At 61.2% G+C, this 22386-nt stretch carries 18 protein-coding genes; all 18 read left to right on the forward strand.

The genetic code is table 11. From position 1 onward, the window contains the following. Positions 1-11: 11 nt before the first annotated feature. The 18 genes from holA to ACTQ1S_RS02555 all read left to right on the forward strand — a co-directional run bounded on the left by holA (position 12) and on the right by ACTQ1S_RS02555 (position 22369). Positions 12-974: a DNA polymerase III subunit delta gene (gene holA / locus ACTQ1S_RS02470; protein ID WP_427747932.1), complete on the forward strand. Its 963-nt coding sequence runs from the start codon at positions 12-14 to the stop codon at positions 972-974. A gap of 133 nt (positions 975-1107) precedes the next feature. After that, a complete protein-coding gene (gene rpsT, locus ACTQ1S_RS02475; protein WP_022094714.1) occupies positions 1108-1374 on the forward strand; it encodes a 30S ribosomal protein S20 in 267 nt (88 codons plus the stop codon). 96 nt (positions 1375-1470) lie between these two features. After that, complete coding sequence (lepA, locus tag ACTQ1S_RS02480; RefSeq protein ID WP_441546980.1) at positions 1471-3282, forward strand: translation elongation factor 4; 1812 nt, start codon at positions 1471-1473, stop codon at positions 3280-3282. Positions 3283-3286: 4 nt separating this feature from the next. Next, entirely contained in the window at positions 3287-4330 is a 1044-nt protein-coding gene (gene dusB / locus ACTQ1S_RS02485; protein WP_441546981.1) for a tRNA dihydrouridine synthase DusB, read from the forward strand. Between the two features lie 2 nt (positions 4331-4332). Further along, positions 4333-5565, forward strand: a complete 1233-nt coding sequence (hemW, locus tag ACTQ1S_RS02490; protein WP_441546982.1) for a radical SAM family heme chaperone HemW — start codon at positions 4333-4335, stop codon at positions 5563-5565. 58 nt (positions 5566-5623) lie between these two features. Beyond that, the gene (locus ACTQ1S_RS02495) at positions 5624-6727 is read left to right on the forward strand and encodes a DnaJ domain-containing protein (protein ID WP_427747934.1); all 1104 of its coding nucleotides are present in this window, start codon (positions 5624-5626) and stop codon (positions 6725-6727) included. A gap of 81 nt (positions 6728-6808) precedes the next feature. Continuing rightward, positions 6809-7957, forward strand: coding sequence for a molecular chaperone DnaJ (dnaJ, locus tag ACTQ1S_RS02500; RefSeq protein ID WP_441546983.1), 1149 nt, complete (start codon positions 6809-6811; stop codon positions 7955-7957). Between the two features lie 9 nt (positions 7958-7966). Beyond that, the gene (locus ACTQ1S_RS02505) at positions 7967-9259 is read left to right on the forward strand and encodes a MiaB/RimO family radical SAM methylthiotransferase (RefSeq protein WP_370450600.1); all 1293 of its coding nucleotides are present in this window, start codon (positions 7967-7969) and stop codon (positions 9257-9259) included. Next, positions 9240-10226 carry a PhoH family protein gene (locus ACTQ1S_RS02510; RefSeq protein WP_441015490.1) on the forward strand — a complete coding sequence of 329 codons (987 nt, stop codon included), beginning with the start codon at positions 9240-9242 and terminating at the stop codon, positions 10224-10226. Before ACTQ1S_RS02505 ends, ACTQ1S_RS02510 begins: the two co-directional genes overlap by 20 nt. Beyond that, positions 10223-10732 (forward strand): rRNA maturation RNase YbeY, encoded by a 510-nt coding sequence (gene ybeY / locus ACTQ1S_RS02515; protein WP_441546984.1) that lies wholly within the window; start codon positions 10223-10225, stop codon positions 10730-10732. Before ACTQ1S_RS02510 ends, ybeY begins: the two co-directional genes overlap by 4 nt. A 9-nt stretch (positions 10733-10741) precedes the next feature. Further along, on the forward strand, positions 10742-11119 hold the full coding sequence (locus tag ACTQ1S_RS02520) for a diacylglycerol kinase family protein (RefSeq protein ID WP_427726826.1): 378 nt from the start codon (positions 10742-10744) through the stop codon (positions 11117-11119). 12 nt (positions 11120-11131) lie between these two features. After that, entirely contained in the window at positions 11132-12205 is a 1074-nt protein-coding gene (gene era / locus ACTQ1S_RS02525) for a GTPase Era (RefSeq protein ID WP_441048393.1), read from the forward strand. A gap of 15 nt (positions 12206-12220) precedes the next feature. Next, positions 12221-12970 carry a DNA repair protein RecO gene (gene recO / locus ACTQ1S_RS02530; RefSeq protein WP_441546985.1) on the forward strand — a complete coding sequence of 250 codons (750 nt, stop codon included), beginning with the start codon at positions 12221-12223 and terminating at the stop codon, positions 12968-12970. Positions 12971-13108: 138 nt separating this feature from the next. After that, positions 13109-13387 (forward strand): 30S ribosomal protein S15, encoded by a 279-nt coding sequence (gene rpsO / locus ACTQ1S_RS02535; protein WP_154516313.1) that lies wholly within the window; start codon positions 13109-13111, stop codon positions 13385-13387. 150 nt (positions 13388-13537) lie between these two features. Beyond that, the gene (locus ACTQ1S_RS02540; protein WP_154516316.1) at positions 13538-15784 is read left to right on the forward strand and encodes a polyribonucleotide nucleotidyltransferase; all 2247 of its coding nucleotides are present in this window, start codon (positions 13538-13540) and stop codon (positions 15782-15784) included. Between the two features lie 642 nt (positions 15785-16426). Continuing rightward, positions 16427-18097 carry a ribonuclease J gene (locus tag ACTQ1S_RS02545; RefSeq protein ID WP_117654800.1) on the forward strand — a complete coding sequence of 557 codons (1671 nt, stop codon included), beginning with the start codon at positions 16427-16429 and terminating at the stop codon, positions 18095-18097. Position 18098: 1 nt separating this feature from the next. Continuing rightward, on the forward strand, positions 18099-20879 hold the full coding sequence (locus ACTQ1S_RS02550) for a DNA translocase FtsK 4TM domain-containing protein (RefSeq protein ID WP_441546986.1): 2781 nt from the start codon (positions 18099-18101) through the stop codon (positions 20877-20879). Beyond that, positions 20879-22369 (forward strand): RodZ domain-containing protein, encoded by a 1491-nt coding sequence (locus ACTQ1S_RS02555; RefSeq protein ID WP_441546987.1) that lies wholly within the window; start codon positions 20879-20881, stop codon positions 22367-22369. Before ACTQ1S_RS02550 ends, ACTQ1S_RS02555 begins: the two co-directional genes overlap by 1 nt. Positions 22370-22386: the final 17 nt, after the last annotated feature.

The raw sequence follows: 22386 nt of genomic DNA on the forward strand, positions 1-22386 counted from the left end.
AGGGGAGCGCGATGTCTGAAACCGGTCTGCTGCCGGCATATCTGATCGTCGGTACCGACGGAGTCAAGCGCGACCACGCCGTCTCGCGTATGAAAGCACGTCTGGAAAAGTCGGGTATGGTCGAGTTCAACCTCGACGAGCGCGACATGACCAAGGACCCCGATATCGAGTCCATTATCGGATCGCTCAACACTTTTCCCATGGGCAGCGAGTTTCGCTTGGTAATCCTTGACGGCTGCTCAAAGCTCGCCAAGGCGGTCTCGGAGCCGCTTGTCGAGTATTTAGCGAGTCCAAGCCCCACAACGGTCTGTCTCATCATCGCCGACTCCCTTGCCAAGAACACGCGCCTGTATAAGGCGATCGCCAAGATCGACAAGAAGGCCGTGATCGATTGCTCCGGCACCAAGCGCTGGGAGCTACCGCGCCGCGTGCAGCAGATGGCGACGCAGCACGGCAAGTCGATCTCGACGGCGGCCGCCGAGGAACTCGTCTCGCGTTCGGGTGAAAACACTCGCATGCTCGATAACGACTTGGCCAAGCTTGCCCAGATGGTCGATGCGCCGCAAATTGAGCTTGCCGATGTGGAACGCTGGATCGTGCGCACGGCCGAAGTTCAGCCCTGGGATTTTCTCAACGCGGTCTCGGCTCGTGATATGCGCCGCTCGCTTGAGCTCTTTGGGCTGCTACCCGCCAAGAGCTATGTGTGGACCTACACGCTGCTGTGCGGACGCATTCGCGAGCTTATCGTCGCCAAGGCGCTCGATGCGCGTGGGCAGGGTCGCGAGCTTGCCGCGACGCTCAAGCTTCAACCCTGGCAGGTTAAGAATCACCTGACCTGGGCACGCCGCTTTTCGATGGCGGAGCTCGTCGCGGCGCTCGAGGGCGCGGTCGATGTTGAGCTCGCTCTTAAGGGTTCGGCCGATTCTCAGAACGCGCTTTTGCTCTGGATTACGAACATCTTGAGAAAATCGTGATGATACCTGTCTATTTGACAAATTCGTTCTATCCCTTTGAGGGGGAGCGTGCTATAGTAGGCGCTTGCATGACCTCACCGTGTCTCAGAGGTGTCATACATTTTTTGCAAGGAACTCGAAAGGAACTCCAGAAGTGGCAAACATCAAGTCTCAGAAGAAGCGTATCCGCACCAATGAGGCAGCTCGCATGCGTAACAAGGCTGTCAAGTCCGAGCTCAAGACGCTGACCAAGCACGTCCAGTCCGCCGTCGCCGAGGGCGACGCCGAGAAGGCCCAGGCTGCCCTCAAGACCGTCACCAAGCGCCTCGACATGGCTGCCGCCAAGCATGTTATCCACAAGAACCAGGCTTCCAACCGCAAGTCCGGTCTTGCCAAGCTCGTGAACAGCATCAACGCCTAAGTTGTAAATTTCACACCACATAGATTACGCGCATAAATGGAGCCTGTTTTATGGAACAGACTCCATTTTTTGTACCGCTCGGGTAAGATAGTCCGCATGAATACTTCAATTGACATTTCCCACATCCGCAACTTCTCGATCGTTGCGCACATCGACCATGGCAAGTCCACGATCAGTGATCGCATCCTCGAGCTCACCCATACCGTCGACGAGCGCGACATGGAATCGCAGCTGCTCGACACAATGGATATCGAGCGCGAGCGCGGTATCACGATCAAGTCCAATGCCGTTCGCGTTTCCTATGACGCCGACGATGGCGAGACGTATCAGTTCAACCTGATCGATACGCCGGGCCACGTGGACTTTACCTATGAGGTCTCGCGTTCGCTTGCCGCTTGCGAGGGTGCGGTGCTCGTCGTCGACGCCACGCAGGGCGTCGAGGCGCAGACCGTCTCCAACGCGACGCTCGCCATGAACGCCAACCTGGATATCGTGCCCGCTATCAACAAGATCGACTTGCCGTCGGCACACCCCGACGAGGTTAAGACCGAGATCGAGGATGACCTTGCGATTCCTGCCGACGATGCCGTATGCGTATCGGGCAAGACCGGCGAGGGCATCCATGATCTGCTGGAGTCCATCGTCTTTTTGATCTCACCGCCCAAGGGCGATGCGACGGCTCCGCTCAAGGCGCTCATCCTGGATTCGTATTTTGACGAGTACCGCGGCGTCGTCGCCACGGTCCGCGTCTTTGACGGCTCCATCAAGAAGGGCGATACCCTGCGCATGATGCAGGCCGAGGGCGACTTTTTGGTCGATGGCGTGGGCGTCAAGCGTCCCGCCGAGACTCCGGTCGACGCGCTGACGGTCGGTGAGGTGGGCTACGTGGTCACGGGCCTGAAGGACCCTGAGGCCGTTCGCGTGGGCGATACCCTCACGTGGACATCGAATCCCTGCCCTGAGCCGCTTCCCGGTTACCGTGAGGCCAAGCCCATGGTCTATACGGGCTTGTTCCCGATCGACAACAAGGATTACGAGAACCTACGTGACGCTCTCGATAAGCTGCATGTCAACGACCCTTCGTTGGTGTGGGAGCCCGAGACCTCGGTGGCGCTCGGCTTTGGCTTCCGCGTTGGCTTCTTGGGCCTGCTGCATATGGAGGTCGTCAAGGAGCGTCTGGAGCGCGAGTTCAACCTGGACCTCATCGCCACGAGCCCTTCGGTGGACTACCACGTCTACAAGACCGACGGCGAGATGATTGATGTCCGCAGCCCGCAGGATCTGCCCGAGGCTACGCGCATCGAGCGTATTGAGGAGCCTTACCTCAAGGCCAAGATTATCTGCCCGCCCGAGTATACGGGAGCCGTCATGCAGCTCGCTATCGAGCACCGCGGCATTACGACCGACATGATCCACCTCACGAGCAAATCGGTCGAGATGCGCTTCGACATGCCGCTCGCCGAACTCATCCTGGACTTCTTTGACCAGCTCAAGAGTCGCACCAAGGGCTATGCGTCGCTCGACTATGAGTTCAACGAGTATCGTCCCTCCGAGCTCGTCAAGCTCGATATCCTGCTTTCGGGCGACGAGGTGGACGCGCTTTCGTTTATCGTGCACAAGGACAAGGCCTATGGCCTGGCCCGCGGGTTGTGCGACAAGCTTAAGGAAATTATTCCGCGCCAGCTGTTCGAGGTGCCCATTCAGGGTGCCATCGGCAACAAGATCATTGCCCGCTCGACCGTCAAGGCGCGCCGCAAGGACGTTTTGGCCAAGTGCTATGGCGGCGATATCTCGCGTAAGCGCAAGCTGCTCGAGAAGCAGAAAGAGGGCAAGAAGCGCATGAAGGCCATCGGTTCGGTCGAGGTCCCGCAAGAGGCCTTTATGGCGATCCTCAAGGTGGACGAGTAGTTCCATGGCGCTTTCTGAATACAGTACGCGGCTGCTGGGTGCCTATGCCGAGCAGCCGTTCCTTATGGCTCCTATGGCCGGCGTGACCGATCCCGCCTATCGCATCATGTGCCGCCGCCGCGGCGCCAATCTTGCCTATAGCGAGATGGTGAGCGTGGCGGGCCTTGCCTATGCCAGCAATAAGACGTGGCGCCTGGTGCTGCCGGCCGACGAGGAGCGGCAGATCTGCGTGCAGCTCTTTGGCTCCAAGCCCGATCAATTTGCGAGCGCCGTCGCTGCCGTCGAGGAGCGTGTGGGCGATCGCCTGTCGCTGATCGATATCAACATGGCCTGCCCGGCTCGCAAGGTCGTCACCAAAGGCGAGGGCTCGGCGCTCATGCGCACGCCCGAGCTGGCCGAAAAGATCGTCGAGGCGGCGGTGGGCGCGGCGCACGTGCCCGTGACCGTTAAGATCCGCAAAGGCTTTTACGCCGAAGATCGCAATGCCGCGACGTTTGCCCAGATGCTCGAGGGGGCGGGCGCCGCTGCTGTGGCGGTGCATGGTCGCTGTGCCACGCAGCTCTATACGGGTCAGGCCGATTGGTCGGTCGTCGATGAGGTGGCCGATGCCGTCGAGATTCCCGTTATCGGTTCGGGCGACGTGTTCTCGGCCGAGGATGCCGTGGAGCATCTGCGCAACTCGGGTGCCAGCGCGGTGTTTATCGCACGCGGTATCTACGGTAATCCCTGGGTCTTTGGCGATGCTCGCGCCCTTGCGCTCAATGGCGTACCGGCGCCGGTGCGCAGCTCTGTTGAGCGCCTGGACGCCCTGCGCGAGCATCTCACGCTGACGCATGAGCTTCTGCCGCTCATGTCGCGTGCCCGTACGTACGCAAGCTGGTATCTAAAGGGCATGCCCCATGCCGCCGCCTGGCGTGCCCAGGTGGTGCGTTGCTCCACATATGAGGAGTTCATGGCATTGGTCGATGATATCGAGCGCGATGTGGTGGCCTGCGAGGCCGCGCTTGCCGCTGGCGAGTCGGTGCCCGCTCATCCGCTGGAGGCCTAACGGTGGCCGTTACCGCGCTGTACGTGCATGTGCCGTTTTGCGCTCAAAAGTGTCGGTACTGCGACTTTGACTCACGCAGTTTTGCTCCGTGCGACCTGAGCGCTGCGCTCGATGCCTATTTTGAGCAGCTGTATGCGCGCCTTGATGCCTTTGGAGACACCGGGGCGCTTGCACAGGTCCGCACCGTCTATGTTGGCGGCGGCACACCGTCGCTGGCGGGAGAGCGTCTGGTGGAGCTTGCCCGGCGTATTTGCATGTGGTGCAAGCCCGTTGAGTTTACCTGCGAGGCTAATCCTGAGTCGCTGACCGCCGAGCTTGCCGCTGCGCTTGCCAAGGTTGGTGTCACACGCGTCTCTCTGGGCGTGCAAACGCTCGATAATGCCGAACTTACCGCCATCGGCCGTATTCACGATGCCGATCGGGCGCTCGCTGCCATCACGACGGTTAAGGACGCTGGGCTCGATGTGTCGTGCGACCTTATGTGTGGCCTTCCCGGGCAGACCGCAGCGAGTTGGAAGCACACGCTCGATGGCGTGTTGGCAGCGGCGCCGCAACATGTGTCGGTGTACCCCCTCACGCTCGAGGAAGGCACGCCGCTCTACCGCATGGCGTGTTACGACGAGTCGCTCGAGCCCGACGAGGATTTTCAGGCTGCGTGCATGGAAGCGGCGCGCGAGCGTCTGGGCGCGGCCGGCTATCACCCGTATGAGGTGGCAAGCTATGCACTCGACGGACATGAGTGCTCGCATAACATCGCCTATTGGACCGGACGGGGCTATCTGGGCCTGGGTCGCTCTGCCGCCGGTATGCTCGACGCCGAGGATTTCGATTGCTTGGCCGGGCTTTATCCCGACGTGCCCGCTCGCGGCGATGCGTATCGCGTGCGTCTGGTGCAACGCGACGATGCCGCGACGACGTTTGATGCCGAGTACCTGTCGCAGCGGGAGGCGGCGGCGGAGGATTTGATGCTCGCCTGCCGCATGACGCGTGGCATTGGGCCCGACCTGTTGGTTCGCTCGGCAAGCGTGATTCCTGCAGACGAGCTGGCGGCGTCCTGCGACCGTGCGCTCGAGTTGGACCTTGCCACCTGGGTACCCGATGATGTCGAGGGGCATGCGGGGCGCATCACCTCAAAAGATGTTGTAGCAGGTCGCGCCCGCGCCCGTTTAGCGCCCACCCACTTGGGCTGGCTCGATGGAAATATGCTGTTCGAGCTGTTTTGGGGTCTAGCTTAGGCCGCTCGGGTAGAATTACCGCAATATATACGCTGCTGTGAGCAGGAGGTTGCCGCGCATGGCGACGATGAACGAAAAAGATTACTACGAGATCTTGGGTGTCTCCAAGGACGCCACCTCGCGTGATATACAGAAGGCCTTTCAGCAAAAGGCCCGCAAGCTCCATCCGGACGTCAACAAAGAGCCGGATGCCGAGGAAAAGTTTAAAGAGGTTTCCGAGGCCTATGCCGTGCTTTCGGACGAGCAGAAGCGTGCGCGCTATGATGCCATGCGCTCGGGCAATCCCTTCGCCGGCGCTCCTTCTGCTTCGCCCTATGGCGGCGGCTACGCCGGCAGCGCAGGCTATGGCAATCCCTTTGAGGGCGGCTTTCCCTTTGGTGGCGCCTGGGGCCAGCAGCGTCGCAGCCAGGCTGCCTATAATCCCGAGAACGGCGCCAACGTGGTCGTCGATATTAAGCTCGACGCCAAGGAGGCCAAGGGCGGTGCCCGCAAGACCGTCCGCTATACGCGCTTCGATACCTGTGGTCATTGCGGAGGCTCGGGCTCTGTCTCGTCCGAGCATGCACATACCTGTCCGAGCTGCGGCGGTCGCGGCCACATCGACGTCGACCTGTCCTTCCTGTTTGGTGCCGGCACGTTCCAGTCGGTCTGCCCCGAGTGCGGCGGTTCCGGTAAGGTCGTCGCCGACCCCTGCCCCGATTGCGGTGGCAGCGGGCGGACCCGTGTGACCTCCGAGCAGACGATTGAGTTTCCTGCCGGCACGCATGATGGCGACGAGATCCATATTGACGGCATGGGTCACGCCGGCACCAACGGTGCCTCGGGCGGCGATTTGGTCGGGCGCGCCCATGTCGAGGCCGAACGCCTGGAGGGCAAGGCTCGTACCGGTTTTTACCTGATGGGCATCGTGGCGCCTTTTTTGGTGCTGTCGGCCATCTCGGGCGTGTTCTCGGCCTTTGCCATGATGTGCTTTGTTCCGTTTGCCATGGGCTTGTTCATGGTGCTTTCGGACGGCGTGCTTCACCGCAGCCTGCTGTGGTGGAAGCGCGGCGCGATGCAGTTTGCCAACGGTTTTGCCAACGGATTTATGTTTGCTCTCGTGTCGGTTTGGTTTGCGAGCTGCTCGCAACGTGCCATGCTTTCGCCCTACGCAATGCAATAACATCAAACCCTTTGTTTGCGGTCGGCCCAGCTTGGGTATAGGACGCACTGTGACAATAATGAAAGTCGGAAGGATTCGGTCGTGTCGGAAAATAGGGATTACTACGAGGTACTTGGCGTCGACAAGGATGCCGACGCGCGGACGATTAAGCGCGCGTTTCTAAAGAAGGCCCGTATCGTACACCCGGACGTTTCGGACGACCCCGATGCCGAGGCCAAGTTCAAAGAGCTCAACGAGGCATATTCCGTTCTTTCCGACGAGCAGAAGCGTGCAAACTACGATCGCTACGGTTCGCCCGACGGCCCCGGTGGCTCCGGCTATGTCGACATTAACGATATCTTTGGCGGCATGGGCATGGACGACCTCTTTTCGTCGTTCTTTGGCGGCGGTGCCGGCGGTGGCGCCCGAAATCGCCGCGAGCGTCGTCGCGGCCGCGATATGGCCATCTCCCTTTCGGTGACCCTTGAGGAGGCGGCGCTCGGTTGCAAAAAGACGATCAGCTATGACCGCCTTGCCCCCTGCGAGGATTGCAATGGCACCGGTAGGGCCGAGGGTGCGGCCGAAAAGCAGTGCAGCCGTTGCCACGGCACGGGCTATGTCACGACGGTCCAGCGCTCGTTCCTGGGTCAAGTTCAGTCCTCTTCGCCCTGCCCCGACTGCCATGGCGAAGGTACGGTCATCGACCATCCCTGCGAGACCTGCGACGGTCAGGGCCGCACGCCTTCGCACGAAAAGATCGACATCGATATCCCCGCCGGCGTCTCGACCGGTCGCCAGCTGCGCGTGAGCGGCTTTGGCGAGGCAGGCCTTCGTGGTGAGCCCTCGGGCGACCTGATCGTCAACGTGCGCGTCGCCGATCACGAGCGTTTTAAACGCAACGGCGGCGACCTGTACCTCGTGAGCGATATCTCGATTGCGCAGGCTGCGCTCGGCTGCGAGATTAAGGTTGAGGGCATTTTGCCCGACGAGGTCGTCAAGGTGTGCGTCCCCGCCGGTACGCAGTACGGCGACACCGTGAGTGTCAACAACTACGGTATGCCCCGTATCGGCGGTGGCGGCTCGCGTGGACGCTTGATCGTTCAGCTGCGCGTGCTCGTCCCCACGAACCTTTCCGCCAAGCAGCGCGAGCTGCTCGAGACTTTCGCCGCCGAGTCGGGCGACGATGTCGCTTCCGGCAAGAAATCGGTGACCGATCGCATTAAGAGCGCTCTCGACGACATCCTCGATTAAGGAGCCCGCGTGCTCGCACCTCATATCTCTGTTGTCAACCTCGGCTGCCGTGTCAACCGGGTTGAGTCCGACCGTATCACTGCCGATCTTATGCGCCTGGGTTTTGCAATGGTGGAGCCTCAGGATGCGGAGCTGATCGTCATTAACACCTGTGCCGTTACGGGCGAGGCCGAGGCCAAGACCCGTAAGGCCGTCCGCCATGCGCTGGCTCATCCAAAAGAGCCCTATGTGGTCGTGACCGGGTGCGTTGTCAATTTGCACCCCGAGGAGCTTCTGGAGCTTTCGGACCGCGTGATCGCGGAGCCGTCTAAGATCGATGTCGCCGAACGCGTCTGCGAGGTGCTGGGCGTTGAGTCCGATAGCGTGGCCGCCTGTAGCGACGGCGATGTGGTCGACGCGCTCGGTCGCTCGCGTCTGGGTGTGAAGATCCAGGACGGCTGCAACCATCGTTGCACCTATTGCATTGTGTGGAAGGCCCGCGGCCCCGAGCGCTCCGTGCCGGTCGAGTCTGTGCTCGAACAAGTTCGTGAGGCTCAGGAGGCCGGCGTGCCCGAGGTGGTGCTGACGGGCGTGAACCTGGGCGCCTACGATGGCAAGAGTGCGACTGACGAACACGTCGAGATCGATGAGCTGCTCGAGGCCATCATGGAGCGTACGTCTATTCCGCATGTGCGCATTTCCTCGGTCGAGCCCATGGATATCTCCGAGCCCCTGCTTAAGGTCATGGCGCGCTATCCGCAGCGCATCGCCCCGTTTTTGCACCTGCCCGTGCAGTCTGGCTGCACGGCGACCCTGCATCGCATGGGACGTCCCTATAGCGCCGAGGCATTTGAGGAGACGGTGCGTATGATCCGCGCCAACTTGCCTCAGGCGTCCCTTTCGTGCGACGTCATCGTCGGTTTTCCCGGCGAGACGGACGCGGAATTTGAGGAGTCGCTGGCGTTGTGCCGTCGCGTGGGCTTTTCGCGCATGCATGTCTTCCGCTATAGCAAGCGTCCCGGTACCCTTGCTGCCGATATGCCCGACCAGGTGCCGCCCGAGGTTATGGCTGAGCGCAGCCGTCGTATGCGAGCCGCGGCGCAGGAACTCGCCATTGCCGACGCCCGCCGTCGCGTGGGCACCGTCGAGCGTGCCGTGCTCGAGTATGGCGACAACCTGACGCTCGGTTCGTTCCATCATGCCCGTCTTGACGATACCTGCGGACTCACAGCCCCGTGCCTGCTCGATGTTGCTATCATCGGAGTCGATGATTCCGGCTTGGTCCATGCACGCAGGGAGGTTCATGGAAGCCTCGAAGATTAGACTTACCGTTCCCGATGGAATTGATCCCTCGCGCGTTTTGGGTGCCGGCGACGGCGTCCTTCGTGCGCTCGAGAGCTTGGTTCGCGCCCACGTGGTCGCCCGTGGCGACCGTATCGCCGTGTGCGGTGACCCGGACGAGGTCGAGCTCGTGGCGCGCTTTTTCGAGCATGCTTTTCGCGAGGCTGCCGCCGGACGGACGCTGTCTGTCGACGATGTCTCTCGCTGCCTGGCCGTCTTGCGCGACGGTGAGTACGGGGCTACGTCGCTTCGCGATGATGTGCTGCTTTCGTATCGCGGTCGTGCCATTCGCCCCAAGACGCTCGGTCAAAAGCGCTATGTGGATGCCATCCGCTCGCATACCATCACGTTTGGCTTGGGTCCTGCCGGTACCGGTAAGACCTATCTGGCCATGGCGCTTGCCGTTGCCGCGCTCAAGCGTCACGAGGTGGGCCGTCTGATCTTGACGCGTCCGGTTGTCGAGGCGGGGGAGAACTTGGGTTTTTTGCCCGGTACCCTCGAGGAAAAGATCGATCCCTACATGCGTCCGCTCTACGACGCCCTTTTTGACATGATGGATCGCGAGCGCACCGATGAGCTTATGGAGCGTGGCGTGATCGAGATCGCCCCGCTTGCCTACATGCGCGGTCGTACGCTGAGCGATGCCTTCGTGGTGCTCGACGAGGCTCAAAATACCACGCCCGAGCAGATGAAGATGTTCCTGACGCGCTTGGGCTTTAACTCCAAGTTTGTGATTACCGGTGACCTGAGCCAGCGTGACTTGGTAGGTCGTCGCGGTGGTCTTGCCGACGTTGAGCAGATTTTGGGTCGTGTCGACGATGTCGCGTTTTCGCACCTCGAGCGTGCCGACGTGGTGCGTCACGCCTTGGTGGGGCGAATCGTCGAGGCATATGATGCTTATGATGACGTGCGCGAGAAACGCGTGCGCGACCGAAAGGAGTCCCGTTGAGTGTATTGATCAGCAACGATGCCGAGCTCGATACGCTGCTTGTCGCGCAGGAGGTAGAGCACATCTGCGAGGTCGTGCTTGCTGCCGAGGGCGTTGAGCGAAAAGTCGAGATTTCCCTTTCGTATGTCGATGAGGATGAGATGCACGAGCTCAACCACGAGTGGCGCGGTATCGACCGTACCACCGATGTCCTCTCGTTTGAATGCGACTCGGCCTTTGACGAGGATATCCCAGCCGACGAGACGCTCGAGCTCGGCGATATCATCTTGGCCCCGCAGGTCATTGCCCGTCAGGCCCCCGGCTTTGGCAATAGCCCTGCCGATGAGTGCCGCCTGATGCTCGTGCATGGCATGTTGCATTTACTGGGCTACGAGCATATCGAGGACGACGAGGCCGAGGTCATGGAGGCCCGCGAGGACGCCATCCTGCGCGATCTGGCGCTCGAGCGCGGCGAGGACCCCAAGCTGGTTCACGTCGGCCCCATCACCAACCATGCCCACGACTAGGAGCCGTCTATGATTCCCGGATCGAACAAGGACCATCCGTCCTTTTTAAAGTCGTTCTCCTACGCCATGGAGGGCTTCGTTACCGCCGTTAAGACCGAGCGTAACATTAAGGTCATGCTCGTGGCGGGTGTGTGCACTGTCATTGCCGGCTGCATCGTGGGGCTCGACATTGCCGAGTGGGCTACGATTATCATTTGCTGCGGCCTGGTGATTCACGGCGAGCTGTGCAACACCGCCATGGAGGCGATTGTCGATTTGGCGACCCAGGAGTTCCATCCGCTGGCAAAGCGTGCAAAGGATATCGCCGCCGCCTCCGTATACGTTCTTTCCATCACCGCCGCGATTGTGGGCTTGTTGGTATTTGCCCACGCGCTCGGCTTTATTTAGAAAGGGATTTTCATGTCCGACAATATGCAGCCTATCGATGAAACGCTGGACGACGAGCCCCTGGATGCTGTGGATGCCGAAGCGACTGAGGCTTGCGAGGTCGAGGAGTTCGACCCGTTTGAGGGCATGAGTGACGAGGAGCTCGACGCCCTGTGCGACGAGGGCGACAGCCTCGCGGGCTTTGGCGACGTTGAGCCCGGTTTCCGCAGCGGCTTCGTGGCCCTGGTCGGCCGCCCCAACGCCGGTAAGTCCACGCTGCTCAACGCCTGCTATGGCAAAAAGGTCGCCATCACCTCGCCGGTGGCCCAGACGACCCGCCGTCGCATGCGCGCCGTCGTCAATCGCCCTGGCTACCAGCTGGTTTTTGTCGATACCCCGGGTATCCACAAGCCCAAGGACGGCCTGGGGTCCGAGCTCAACAAGAGCGCGCTGTTCGAGCTGAACGATGTCGATGTCGTCGCGTTTTTGATTGATGCCACCAAACCGATCGGCAGGGGAGACGCCTGGGTTGCCGAGCGCGTCAGATGCGCCCGTTCCAAGAAGGTCCTGGTGCTCACCAAGGCCGATGAGGCCGATCCCGCACAGGTCATGGAGCAGCTTAAGGCCGCCCACGAGCTTATGGAATATGACGATGAAATCGTGACGTCGTCGGTCAAGAACTTTAACGTCGATGCCTTCATCGAGACCGTTGCGCACTTTTTGCCCGAGGGCCCGCGTTGGTTCCCCGAGGACATGGGTACCGACGCTTCCGACGAGACGCTCGTTGCCGAGTTTGTGCGCGAGAAGGTCTTGCGCCGCACCCGTGATGAGATTCCGCACTCCGTTGGCGTAATCTGCGATGCGCTCGAGCAGACCAAGAAGGTGCTGCGCGTGCATGCCACCATTTACGTCGAGCGCGAGGGCCAAAAGGGCATCATCATCGGTAAGGGCGGCGAGATGATCAAGCATATCGGCATCGACGCCCGTCGCGATCTTGAGCGCATCTTTGGCACGCAGGTCTTTTTGGAGCTGGACGTGAAGGTAAAGGCCGGCTGGCGTGACGACGAGGCCCAGATTCGCCGTTTTGGCTACAACGCCGAGGACTAAGGGCGCGCGGCGCTCATGGCAGGCTCACGGACATATCGCACAAAGGTACTCGTCCTCGATAAGACCAAGCTCAAGGAGACCGATCTGATCTTGACGATGCTTGATGAGCGGGGTCGGCAGGTCCGTGCCGTGGCAAAGGGCGCGCGCAAACCCGGCGGGCGCCTGGCGGCGCGCTGCGAGCTGTTCTGTACCGTCGATATGCTGCTCGCGCACGGACGGTCGCTCGACGTGGTTTCCCAGGCCGAGCTTTTGGAGGCGCCGCTCGGCGCCGCGCCCGATTACGAGACGACCTGCGCCGCAAGCGCGATCGCCGAGGTCGCGCGCGTGTGCTCGTTCGAGGACGCCGAGGACCCGTTTACCTTTGCCATTACGCAGCGAGCACTTGCCCTGGTGGGCAGCAGGCTCGACACGGCACATATGGATCTGCTTGTGGCGGCATATGTCTTTAAGCTGCTGTCGCACGTTGGCTATCGACCCGATTTTTCGGCCTGCGTACTGTGCGGAGACCCCATGCTGTCGTATTTTTCGCCCCAGGCGGGCGGGCTCATGTGCGGGTCGTGCGCGTCGAGCGTTCCGGGTGCCGAGCTGGTGTCGACCGGCGAGGTCGCATGGCTGCGCGCCCTCATGTCCATGACCTTCGATGCGCTCATGGCCGAGAGGGTCGATCCCCATACTGCCGCCTTTTTGCTGGGGCTTTCGCATGTTTGGGCTGCGACGCACACCGATCAGCGTCTTCGCGCGATGGAATTCATGTTGGGTCGGTGATGATGGGCATACGCGGTCCGCTTGTGGTAACATACCGACCTGTTGGTACCTCGACCTTGGATGCTCGCTCCACCGGCGGCTTCCCAGTCCGAGGCGAATAGAGTCGCCCGCGGGCGACGCGAAACGAAAGGTGAAACAATGACTGTTTCCAAAGAGCGCAAGGCGGAGCTGACTGCCCAGTTCGGTAACACCCCGGTCGACACCGGCAACCCCAAGGTTCAGGTCGCCATCCTGACCGAGCGCATCAAGGAGCTGACCGAGCACATGAAGTCCCACCAGAAGGACTTCCACACCCGTCGTGGTCTGCTCATGCTCGTCGGTCGCCGTCGTCGTCTTCTCTCCTACATCAAGAAGAACGACGTCGTCGAGTATCGTGAGCTCATCAAGGCTCTGGGCATCCGCGACAACATCCAGTAAGGATTTGTACATGCTAAGAGCGTCCTGCGCAGCGGGGCGCTCTTTTTGTGTAAGGGCGTGAACAATCACGCTCTGAAGCGTGGCGGGGGCAGGGGGCCCGCGTCACATGAGAAGCCCGCAGGCAAGGGGCCTGCGGGGTAAAGGAGAACAATGACACTCGTATCCAAGACCTTTGAGCTGTACGGCAAGACCTACACCTTTGAGTCGGGCGAACTTGCCAAGCAGGCCACCGGCGCCTGTCTGGTCAAGCAGGGCGACACCACGATGCTCGACACCGTGGTCGTCTCCAAGGAGCGCAAGAACTACGACTTCTTTCCGCTGACCGTCGACTTCAACGAGAAGATGTACGCTGCCGGCCGTATTCCGGGTGGCTACCTCAAGCGCGAGGGCCGTCCCAGCGAGAAGGCCACGCTCACGGCCCGCATGATCGACCGTCCTATTCGCCCGAGCTTCCCGGACGGCTTCCGCAACGAGGTGCACATCGTCGCCACCTCGCTCGTCGCCGACCAGGTCAACCCCTTCGACGTCATCAACGTCATGGGTGCCTCCCTGGCCATGACGCTCGGCGGCGTGCCCTTCGAAGGCCCGCTTGCGTGCGTGCGCATCGGCCGCAACGTGGAGACCGGCGAGTTTATCGTCAACCCCACCTATGAGGAGCGCGAGAACTCCGATCTGGACCTGGAGCTGGGCGGCTCTGCCGACTTCATCTCGATGGTCGAGGCCGGCGCCGATGAGATCTCCGAGGACGATATGCTCGCCGCTATGAAGTTTGGCCAGGAGGCCCTCGCTGCCTTCTGCCGGGCTCAGGACGAGTTCGTTGCCGAGTGGGAGCAGGTCAACGGCGCTATCGTCAAGAAGGAGTACCCGCTCGACCAGCCCGTCGAGGAGGTCCAGGAGCGCATCTTCGCCCACTACGACGAGATGGCAGCCGCCCTTCGCGACGCCGACAAGCTCTCCCGTATCGGCAAGGTCGAGGCTCTGAAGGAGTCCATCCGTGCCGAGTTCACCGAGGAGGAGCAGGCCGCTTGGGAGCGCGAGATCCCCGTGGCACTCAAGAAGCTCGAGAAGAAGGCCATGCGCACCATGGTCGTCGAGACCGGTGAGCGCGTCGACGGCCGTGCCGCCGATGAGATCCGCCCCATTATGGTGAAGGACAACTACCTGCCGCTCGTTCATGGCTCCGGCCTGTTCCAGCGCGGCCAGACCCAGGTGCTCTCCGTCCTGTCGCTCGGCATGCTCAACGAGGGCCAGCGTCTGGATACCATCGAGCCCACCGAGGGCAAGCGCTACATGCACCACTACAACTTCCCGCCGTTCTGCACCGGCGAGACCGGCCGCATGGGTAGCCCCAAGCGCCGCGAGATCGGCCACGGCAACCTGGCCGAGCGCGCCCTGCTTCCGGTGCTCCCCGACGAGAACGAGTTCCCCTACGCCATCCGCGTGGTCTCCGAGGTCATGGAGTCCAACGGCTCCTCTTCGATGGCTTCGACCTGCGGCTCCACGCTCGCCCTCATGGACGGCGGCGTGCCCATTAAGCGCCCGGTCTCCGGTATCGCCATGGGCCTGATCCAGGAGGAGGGCAAGACCGTGGTCCTGTCCGACATCCAGGGTCTCGAGGACTTCCTGGGCGATATGGACTTTAAGGTCACCGGCACCACCGAGGGCATTACCGCTCTGCAGATGGACAACAAGGCCACGGGCCTTACCTTCGACATCCTGGCCCGCGCCCTGCAGCAGGCCAAGGAGGGTCGCGCCTTCATCCTGCAGAAGATGCTCGATGTGATCCCCGAGCCGCGCCACACCACGCGCAGCACCGCTCCGCGCATCGTCTCCATCCAGGTTCCGACCGACAAGATCCGCGACGTCATCGGTTCCGGCGGTAAGGTCATCCGCGGCATCCAAGACGAGACCGGTGCTTTGGTCGACATCCAGGAGGACGGCACTGTCTTTGTCGGTGGCACCGGCGAGTCCGTCGACCAGGCCGTCGAGCGCATTAAGCTCATCATCAAGGTTCCCGAGCCGGGCGAGGAGTACACCGGTCGCGTGGTCTCCATCCAGCCCTTCGGCGCCTTTGTCAACCTGCTGCCCGGTAAGGACGGCCTGCTGCACATCTCCCGCGTCGCCAAGGGCCGCGTGGAGAAGGTCGAGGACGTCCTCAACGTGGGCGACGAGGTTAAGGTCGTCGTCATCGAGGTCGACGATCGCGGCAAGATCTCGCTCGATCGTCTGGATAAGCCCGAGGCCCCGGCTCGTGCCGAGGGTGCCCCCGAGGGCGATGGCGAGCACTTCCAGCGCCGTGAGCGTCCGCGTCGCGAGCGCTCCGAGCGCAGCGACCGTCCGCGCCGTCCCGGTGACAACGGAGGCCGCAAGCCCCGCCGTCACCACGACGCCGAGTAACAGCTACACATAAGCAGCTCAACAAGGGCGACTCTGGACAGGGGTCGCCCTTTTGCTATTCCCGGCGGGGTCCGCGGGTAAAGTTTCCTGCTCTACAGTCCTGCTCGCACGGAGAGCACATTAAGTGCTCTCCGGCTCGTGCGGAACTCGCGATAAACTTTACCCGCGGCCCCCGCCGGGAATAGCAAAAGGGCTGGTGGGTGCGGGTTTCGATTTTGTCAGATAGTCTATTCAGTTATCTGAATTCAGATCTTTAGATAATCGCATGCGCGGCATTACCCCAGATAAAACCTACCAAAATAAACCTGTCCCTTATTGGCAGGTTTCCCGTGGGGCGGGCACTGATGAAGTTTATCGCGAGTTCCGCACGAACAGGAGGCCACTTAATGTGGCCTCCGTCGTGAGCAGGACTGTAGAGCAGGAAACTTCATCAGTGCCCGCCCCACGGGAAACCGGCGGGATAGACCAGTTCAGATGGGGCTTTGATGCATGGGTGGTCTGTTGGTGGGCAAATGGGTATCATAATGCGGTTACTGCATCGACTCCGTGATGCATGTTTGTACGTTCCCGGCGGTCGGTTTGCCAGAAGCGCCCCGTCGGTTGTTCCAGACCCGTTTCGAAGAAAGGAAACCGCACGAACCTATGGCAGCTAAAAAATCATCTCCCTTGAAGATCATTCCGCTCGGAGGCCTTGATGGCATCGGCAAGAATATGACGGTCTTCGAGTGCGGCGACGACATGGTGCTCGTCGACGCCGGCCTTATGTTCCCCGACGACTCCCAGCCCGGAATTGACCTGGTGCTTCCCGACTACACCTATGTTCTGGAGAACGAGGAGAAGCTCCGCGGCATCATCGTCACCCACGGCCACGAGGACCATACCGGTTCGCTTCCGTACCTGCTGCAGGACCTCAACAACAAGGTGCCCATCTTCTCGAGCAAGCTGACGCTTGGTTTCATCGAGGGCAAGCTTTCCGAGTTCCGCATCCGCGCGCCCAAGTTCCGCGAGGTCAAGGGCGGTAGCCATGTCAATCTTGGTGGCATTTCGCTCGATTTCTTCTCTATGACGCACTCAATTCCGGGCGCTTTGGGCGTATTCATTCGCACCAACCAGGGCACCGTTATGCACACGGGCGACTTTAAGCTCGACCAGACGCCCATCGATGGCGTCACGCCCGATTATGCCGCCATCAGTCGCTTTGCCAAGCAGGGCATCGACCTGTTGCTTTCCGACTCCACCAACGCCACGGTTCCGGGCTTTACCAAGTCCGAGGCCGAAGTCGGCCCCAACTTGCTGCACGCCATCAAGAATGCCCCGGGCCGCGTGTTCGTCGCGTCGTTCTCGAGCCATATCCATCGCCTGCAGCAGATCTGCGACGCCGCCCGCAAGTGCGGCCGCAAGGTCGTCGTGACCGGACGTTCCATGCTCACCAACACCCGCGTGGCGCGCGAGCTGGGCTACCTCAACATCGACGATGCCGATATCATCGATGCCTTCGATATCGATAACCTGCCTGACGACAAGATTGTCGTCATGTGCACCGGCTCTCAGGGCGAGCCGCTGTCGGCGCTGTCCCGCATGGCCAACGGCGAGCACAAGACGCTCTCCATCCACGAGGGCGATACCGTCATCCTCTCGGCGACCCCTGTTCCCGGCAACGAGAAGGCCGTCCAGCAGGTCGTCAACAGCCTGGCCAAGCTTGGCTGCGACGTGTGGGATAAGAATCGCGCCCTCGTCCATGTCTCGGGTCACGGCAGCCAGGAAGAGCTCAAGCTTCTGATGGCCATGGCCAAGCCCACCTATTTTATGCCGGTTCACGGCGAGGCCGTGCACCTGCGTGCCCATGCCCAGCTTGCCCGTAAGATGGGTATTAAGGATGATCACATCTTTATCCTCGATAACGGCGACACGCTCGAGATGCGCGGTGGTATTGTCAAGCGCGGCACGCCCGTCGAGTCCGGCGTCGTCTACGTCGACGGCCTGCGCATCGGTGATACCGACCCCATCGTCCTGCGCGATCGTCAGAAGCTCGCCAATGACGGTATGGTCACGGCTGTCGCCATCGTTTCGCTCAAGCATAAGAAGATCGAGGCTATCGAGTTCTCGGGCCGTGGTGTTTCATTTGCCATCGACGATCAGTTCTCCGAGGATGCCTCCGCATCCATCATGAAGACAATCGAGAAGGGCAAGTTTAGCTTTACGAGCAGCGGCTCCGATGCCATTCGCAAGGCCGTGCGCGATTCGCTCTCCAACTTCATTTGGAGCCGTACGCGCACCCGTCCGATGATCATCCCGGTCGTCATGGAGGTTTAGTTTGGCGCGCGGATCTGCACAAAACGCCAAAGGCAATAAAGCCAACAACCAACCGGCATCTGCTAAGGGTGCCGGTTCCCATCTTCGTGCCAATAAGGGCCACGAGGCCGAGTTCGACGATGTTGAGCCCCTGGTCGAGCCTTCGGCCAACCGCGATATCGCCGGCGTGGTTATTGCCGTTTTGGCGATTGCGTCTTTCATTGCCGTGATTTCTCCGGCAACGGCACCCGTGACGGCAGCGGTTGCCGGTTTCTACCATCTTGGCTTTGGCCTGGGCGCCTACGTGCTGCCGATCGTCATTTTGCTGTTTGCCGCCACGCTCTTTTTGGGTGAGGACTCGCCGCTCAACATTCGCTCGGTCGCGGGTGGCGCCGTTGTCTTTATCTCCGTCGTCTCCATTCTTTCGTTGATGGTGCCGGGCACGAGCGATTCGTGCGACCTCATGTTTGTGCCGCAAAACCTATCCGCCTCGGGCGGCTATATCGGTGCGTTTATAGCGAGTGCGCTGCAGAATGCCCTGGGTAAACCTATCGCGATGGTGGTCCTGTTGGGTTTGGCCGTCGTTGGCTTTGTCATCATCGGCTTTTCGGTGGGTGGCGTTTTGCGCTCTGCGCGCGATCGCGCTGCCGATTTTGCCGAGCGCCGTCGTGCCGATGTCAATGCGAGCCCGTGGGGCGACGAAGAGGCCCTGTCGGTTCCCGGCGTCGCCCGTCCGCACCTGAGCATTCTTCGTCAGAAGGGCTCCGATATGGCCGTGACCACGGTCATGGGCAATGATGCGGACCCGGTTTTGGACGATGATGACGAGGACGATGATCCGTTTGTCGACGTGTCCGAGGCTGTGGAGGCCGAGCGCGCCAAGACCACGCTGCTGCCGCGTCGCCATGCCAAGCATGGCAAGTCCGCACCCAAGCTCAACACGAGTGAGCCCGACCCGTCTTGGTCCGATAGCGAAATCGAACTCACCGAGGGCGATGACGAGGATGACGAGTGTCCGCTCGAGACCGCCAAGACAACTTTGCTGCCGCGTCGCCAAGACAGGCGAGGACAGGTCACCGGACAGCTTTCGATGGAAGACGACCCGGACAAGGTCGACGAGTCCGAGCCGCCGTTTGCCGTGAACCCCGTGTCTGCTGCCCCGCAGATCCCCGATTTCCTGAAGCACCCCAAGGTTGCCGATGCCCCCACCCCAACGGCTTCCGCTGCTCCTGTTGCAGCCGGCGATGGGGGAGCTGACGGCACTGCTGCCGATGTCGAGGGCGAGCAAGAGGATGGCCTCAAACTCCCGCCGCTCGAAATCCTGCACGCCAATCCGCAGTCGGCGTCCGCCGCGTCTTCTGACAAGGAGTTGGAGCAGACTGCCGAGTCGCTGCAGTCCACGTTGCTGGAGTTTGGCCGTAGCGCTCGCGTCGTCGGCTGGATTGCCGGTCCCACGGTGACGACCTTTAAGCTGCAGCCCGGCGAGGGCGAGCGCGTGAGCAAGATTTCGAGCCTCGAGGACGATATCGCGCTTTCGCTTGCCGCCCAGTCGGTGCGTATCTTTGCGCCGATTCCCGGCACCTCGCTTGTGGGTATCGAGATTCCCAATCGCAAGCGCCAGAACGTTAACCTGGGCGACGTGCTTCCCTATGTGAAGGGCGGTCCGCTCGAGCTGGCCATCGGCCGCGATGCCGAGGGTACGCCGGTTGTCGCCGACCTCGCCAAGATGCCCCACCTGCTTATTGCCGGTACCACCGGTTCCGGTAAGTCGGTCATGATCAACTCCATCATCACGACCCTGCTCATGCGCGCCCTTCCCGAGGACGTTCGCTTGATCATGGTCGACCCCAAGCGCGTTGAGCTTGCCGGCTATAACGGCCTGCCCCATCTCTATGTGCCCGTGGTGACCGAACCCAAGCAGGCTGCGAGTGCCTTGCAATGGGCTGTTTCCGAGATGGAGCGTCGCCTGAAGGTGTTCGTGCGCCTCAACGTTCGCAAGATCTCGACGTATAACGAAAAGCAGGCCGCCGGCGAGTTCGAACACTACGATAACCCGCCGCAAAAGATGCCCTATCTGGTCATTATCATCGACGAGCTATCGGACCTGATGATGGTTGCCGGCAAGGATGTCGAGGCCTCGATCGTTCGTATCGCCCAGCTGGGGCGTGCCGCCGGTATTCACCTTATCGTGGCTACGCAGCGCCCCAGCTCCAACGTGGTGACGGGCCTCATTAAGGCCAACATCACCAATCGTATCGCCTTTAACGTGGCCACGGGCATCGATTCCCGCGTCATTATCGACCAGATGGGCGCCGAAAAGCTCACCGGTTTGGGCGACATGCTGTTCTCCAAGGTCGACTGGGGCAAGCCCCGCCGTATCCAGGGCTGTTTTGTCTCCGATGACGAGATCAACGAGATCGTCGAGTTCGTTAAGTCGCAAAGCGAGCCCGACTACCACGAGGAGATTCTGTCTGCCGTGGCGCCTGCTTCCATGTCCACGGCTGGTGGCGGCATTGTTCGCACGGGCGTTGCCGAGCCGCAGGATGACGACCCGCTTATCTGGGAGGCCGCCCATATTGTGGTGGAATCGCAGCTGGGCTCCACATCTGGCCTGCAACGCCGCCTCAAGGTTGGCTATGCGCGCGCCGGGCGTATTATGGACATGCTGGAAGAAAAGGGCGTCGTCGGCCCGCCCGACGGTTCCAAGCCGCGCGAGGTCCTGCTGGATGACGAAGGGCTTGCCGCGCTGGAGTCTGTCGACGCCGAGATGGTACGTGAAGATCGTGAGTTTGGAGGATTCTGATGGCTGCACGCTTTGGTGACATGCTGCTCGAGCAGCGTCGCCGGATGGGCCTTTCCATCCAGCAGGTCGCCAACACCATCAAAATCAGGCCGCAGATCATCGAGTTTTTCGAGACTGGTAACTTTGCATCGATGCCCCCGCGTGGTTATGCGCAGGGCATGATTTCGAGCTACGCTCGCTTTTTGGGGCTTAACCCGCGCGAGGTCGTCAACGCTTATTTTGACGACCTCATGGCATATGAACGCGATACCTCGCAGCAGGGCGGTCGTTTTCAGGATGCTGCCGGCTACGTTAACTCGCGTTCTTCGGTCGATAACGGTCGTTTTTTGATGGTTCAGGGTGGTCGTACGACACGGTACGGCCAGCGCCCTCCGCAAGCGGGCTATATCACCGAGACGGGCTCCAGCGAGGAAATTCGTTCTCAGCGAGATCGTTTTCGCAGTACGCCCCTGCCAGATGACCGTGCGCTTCCCGCCGCTCGCGGGTTGAGTCGCGATCCTCGCGCCGGTTACGGCGACGGTGGATACTCCGGTCGTAGCTATCGCGGAGTATCCGCCGGGCGTTCCCGCGATGGCTATTCCGACGCCGATACCACGCAGGTGACGCCGCGCCTCCGTTCGCAATCCCAGCCCTATGGGCAACGCTCTTCGGCGCCTCGCTCTGGTCAGCGCGGCTATCAGGGCCGTGGCGAGCTTGCGCCGCGTCCGGGCCAGCGGGGTTCGCAGCGCCAGAGTAGCTATCGTGGTCGTCCCGATAGCGGTCGCGGCCGCATACCGCAGGGTAATGGTCGTGGTAGCTCCAATCGCGGACGCGGCGTTGGGCGCGCCTCTCAATACAACACGATCGATCCGCGCATTATGTACGTCGGCATCGGTGCCGTGGTGCTACTGTTGATTTTGCTCATCGTGGTACTCCTGCGTGGTTGCGGCTCTGCTGCACCCGAGTCGACGCCCGAGACACCCGTGGCTACCAAGACGACGACTAAGAAATCTTCCAAGAAGACCGAACCCACTGACGAGGATGAAGACGCCGACGAGGCGACGGATGCGGCCAGTTCCGATGCCGCCAAGGCGACGGTGGAAAAGGAAGAGGACGAGGTCACCAAGGTCAAGGTCTCTGTTGCCAAGGGCAAGACCGCCTGGATCGAGGTCAAGGTCGACGGTAAATCGGTCTATGGCGCTCAAGCGACCGGTCCTTTTGAGCAGGAGTACACGCCCGAGTCCTCGATTGAGATCACCACGTCCAAGCCCTCCGATGTCACGGTCACCAAGAATGGTGAAAAGGTTCGCTATGACACCAAGACATCGGGTGTGGCGCGCGTGACCATTACCGTTCCCAAGAAGGAGACCGCCGACTCCGCGAACGGCGATAATGCCGGCGGTACCGATAATGCCGACGGCACCGATGTCCAGTCTACCGTCGGCACCGACACGGCATCCGACGGCCAGACAGTGAACGATTCAGATGACTATTCGTACGACAGCTACTAAGGCTCCCCGTACCGAAA

It is taken from the genome of Collinsella sp. LCP21S3_D3 (genome assembly GCF_052118305.1).
GTDB lineage: Bacteria > Actinomycetota > Coriobacteriia > Coriobacteriales > Coriobacteriaceae > Collinsella.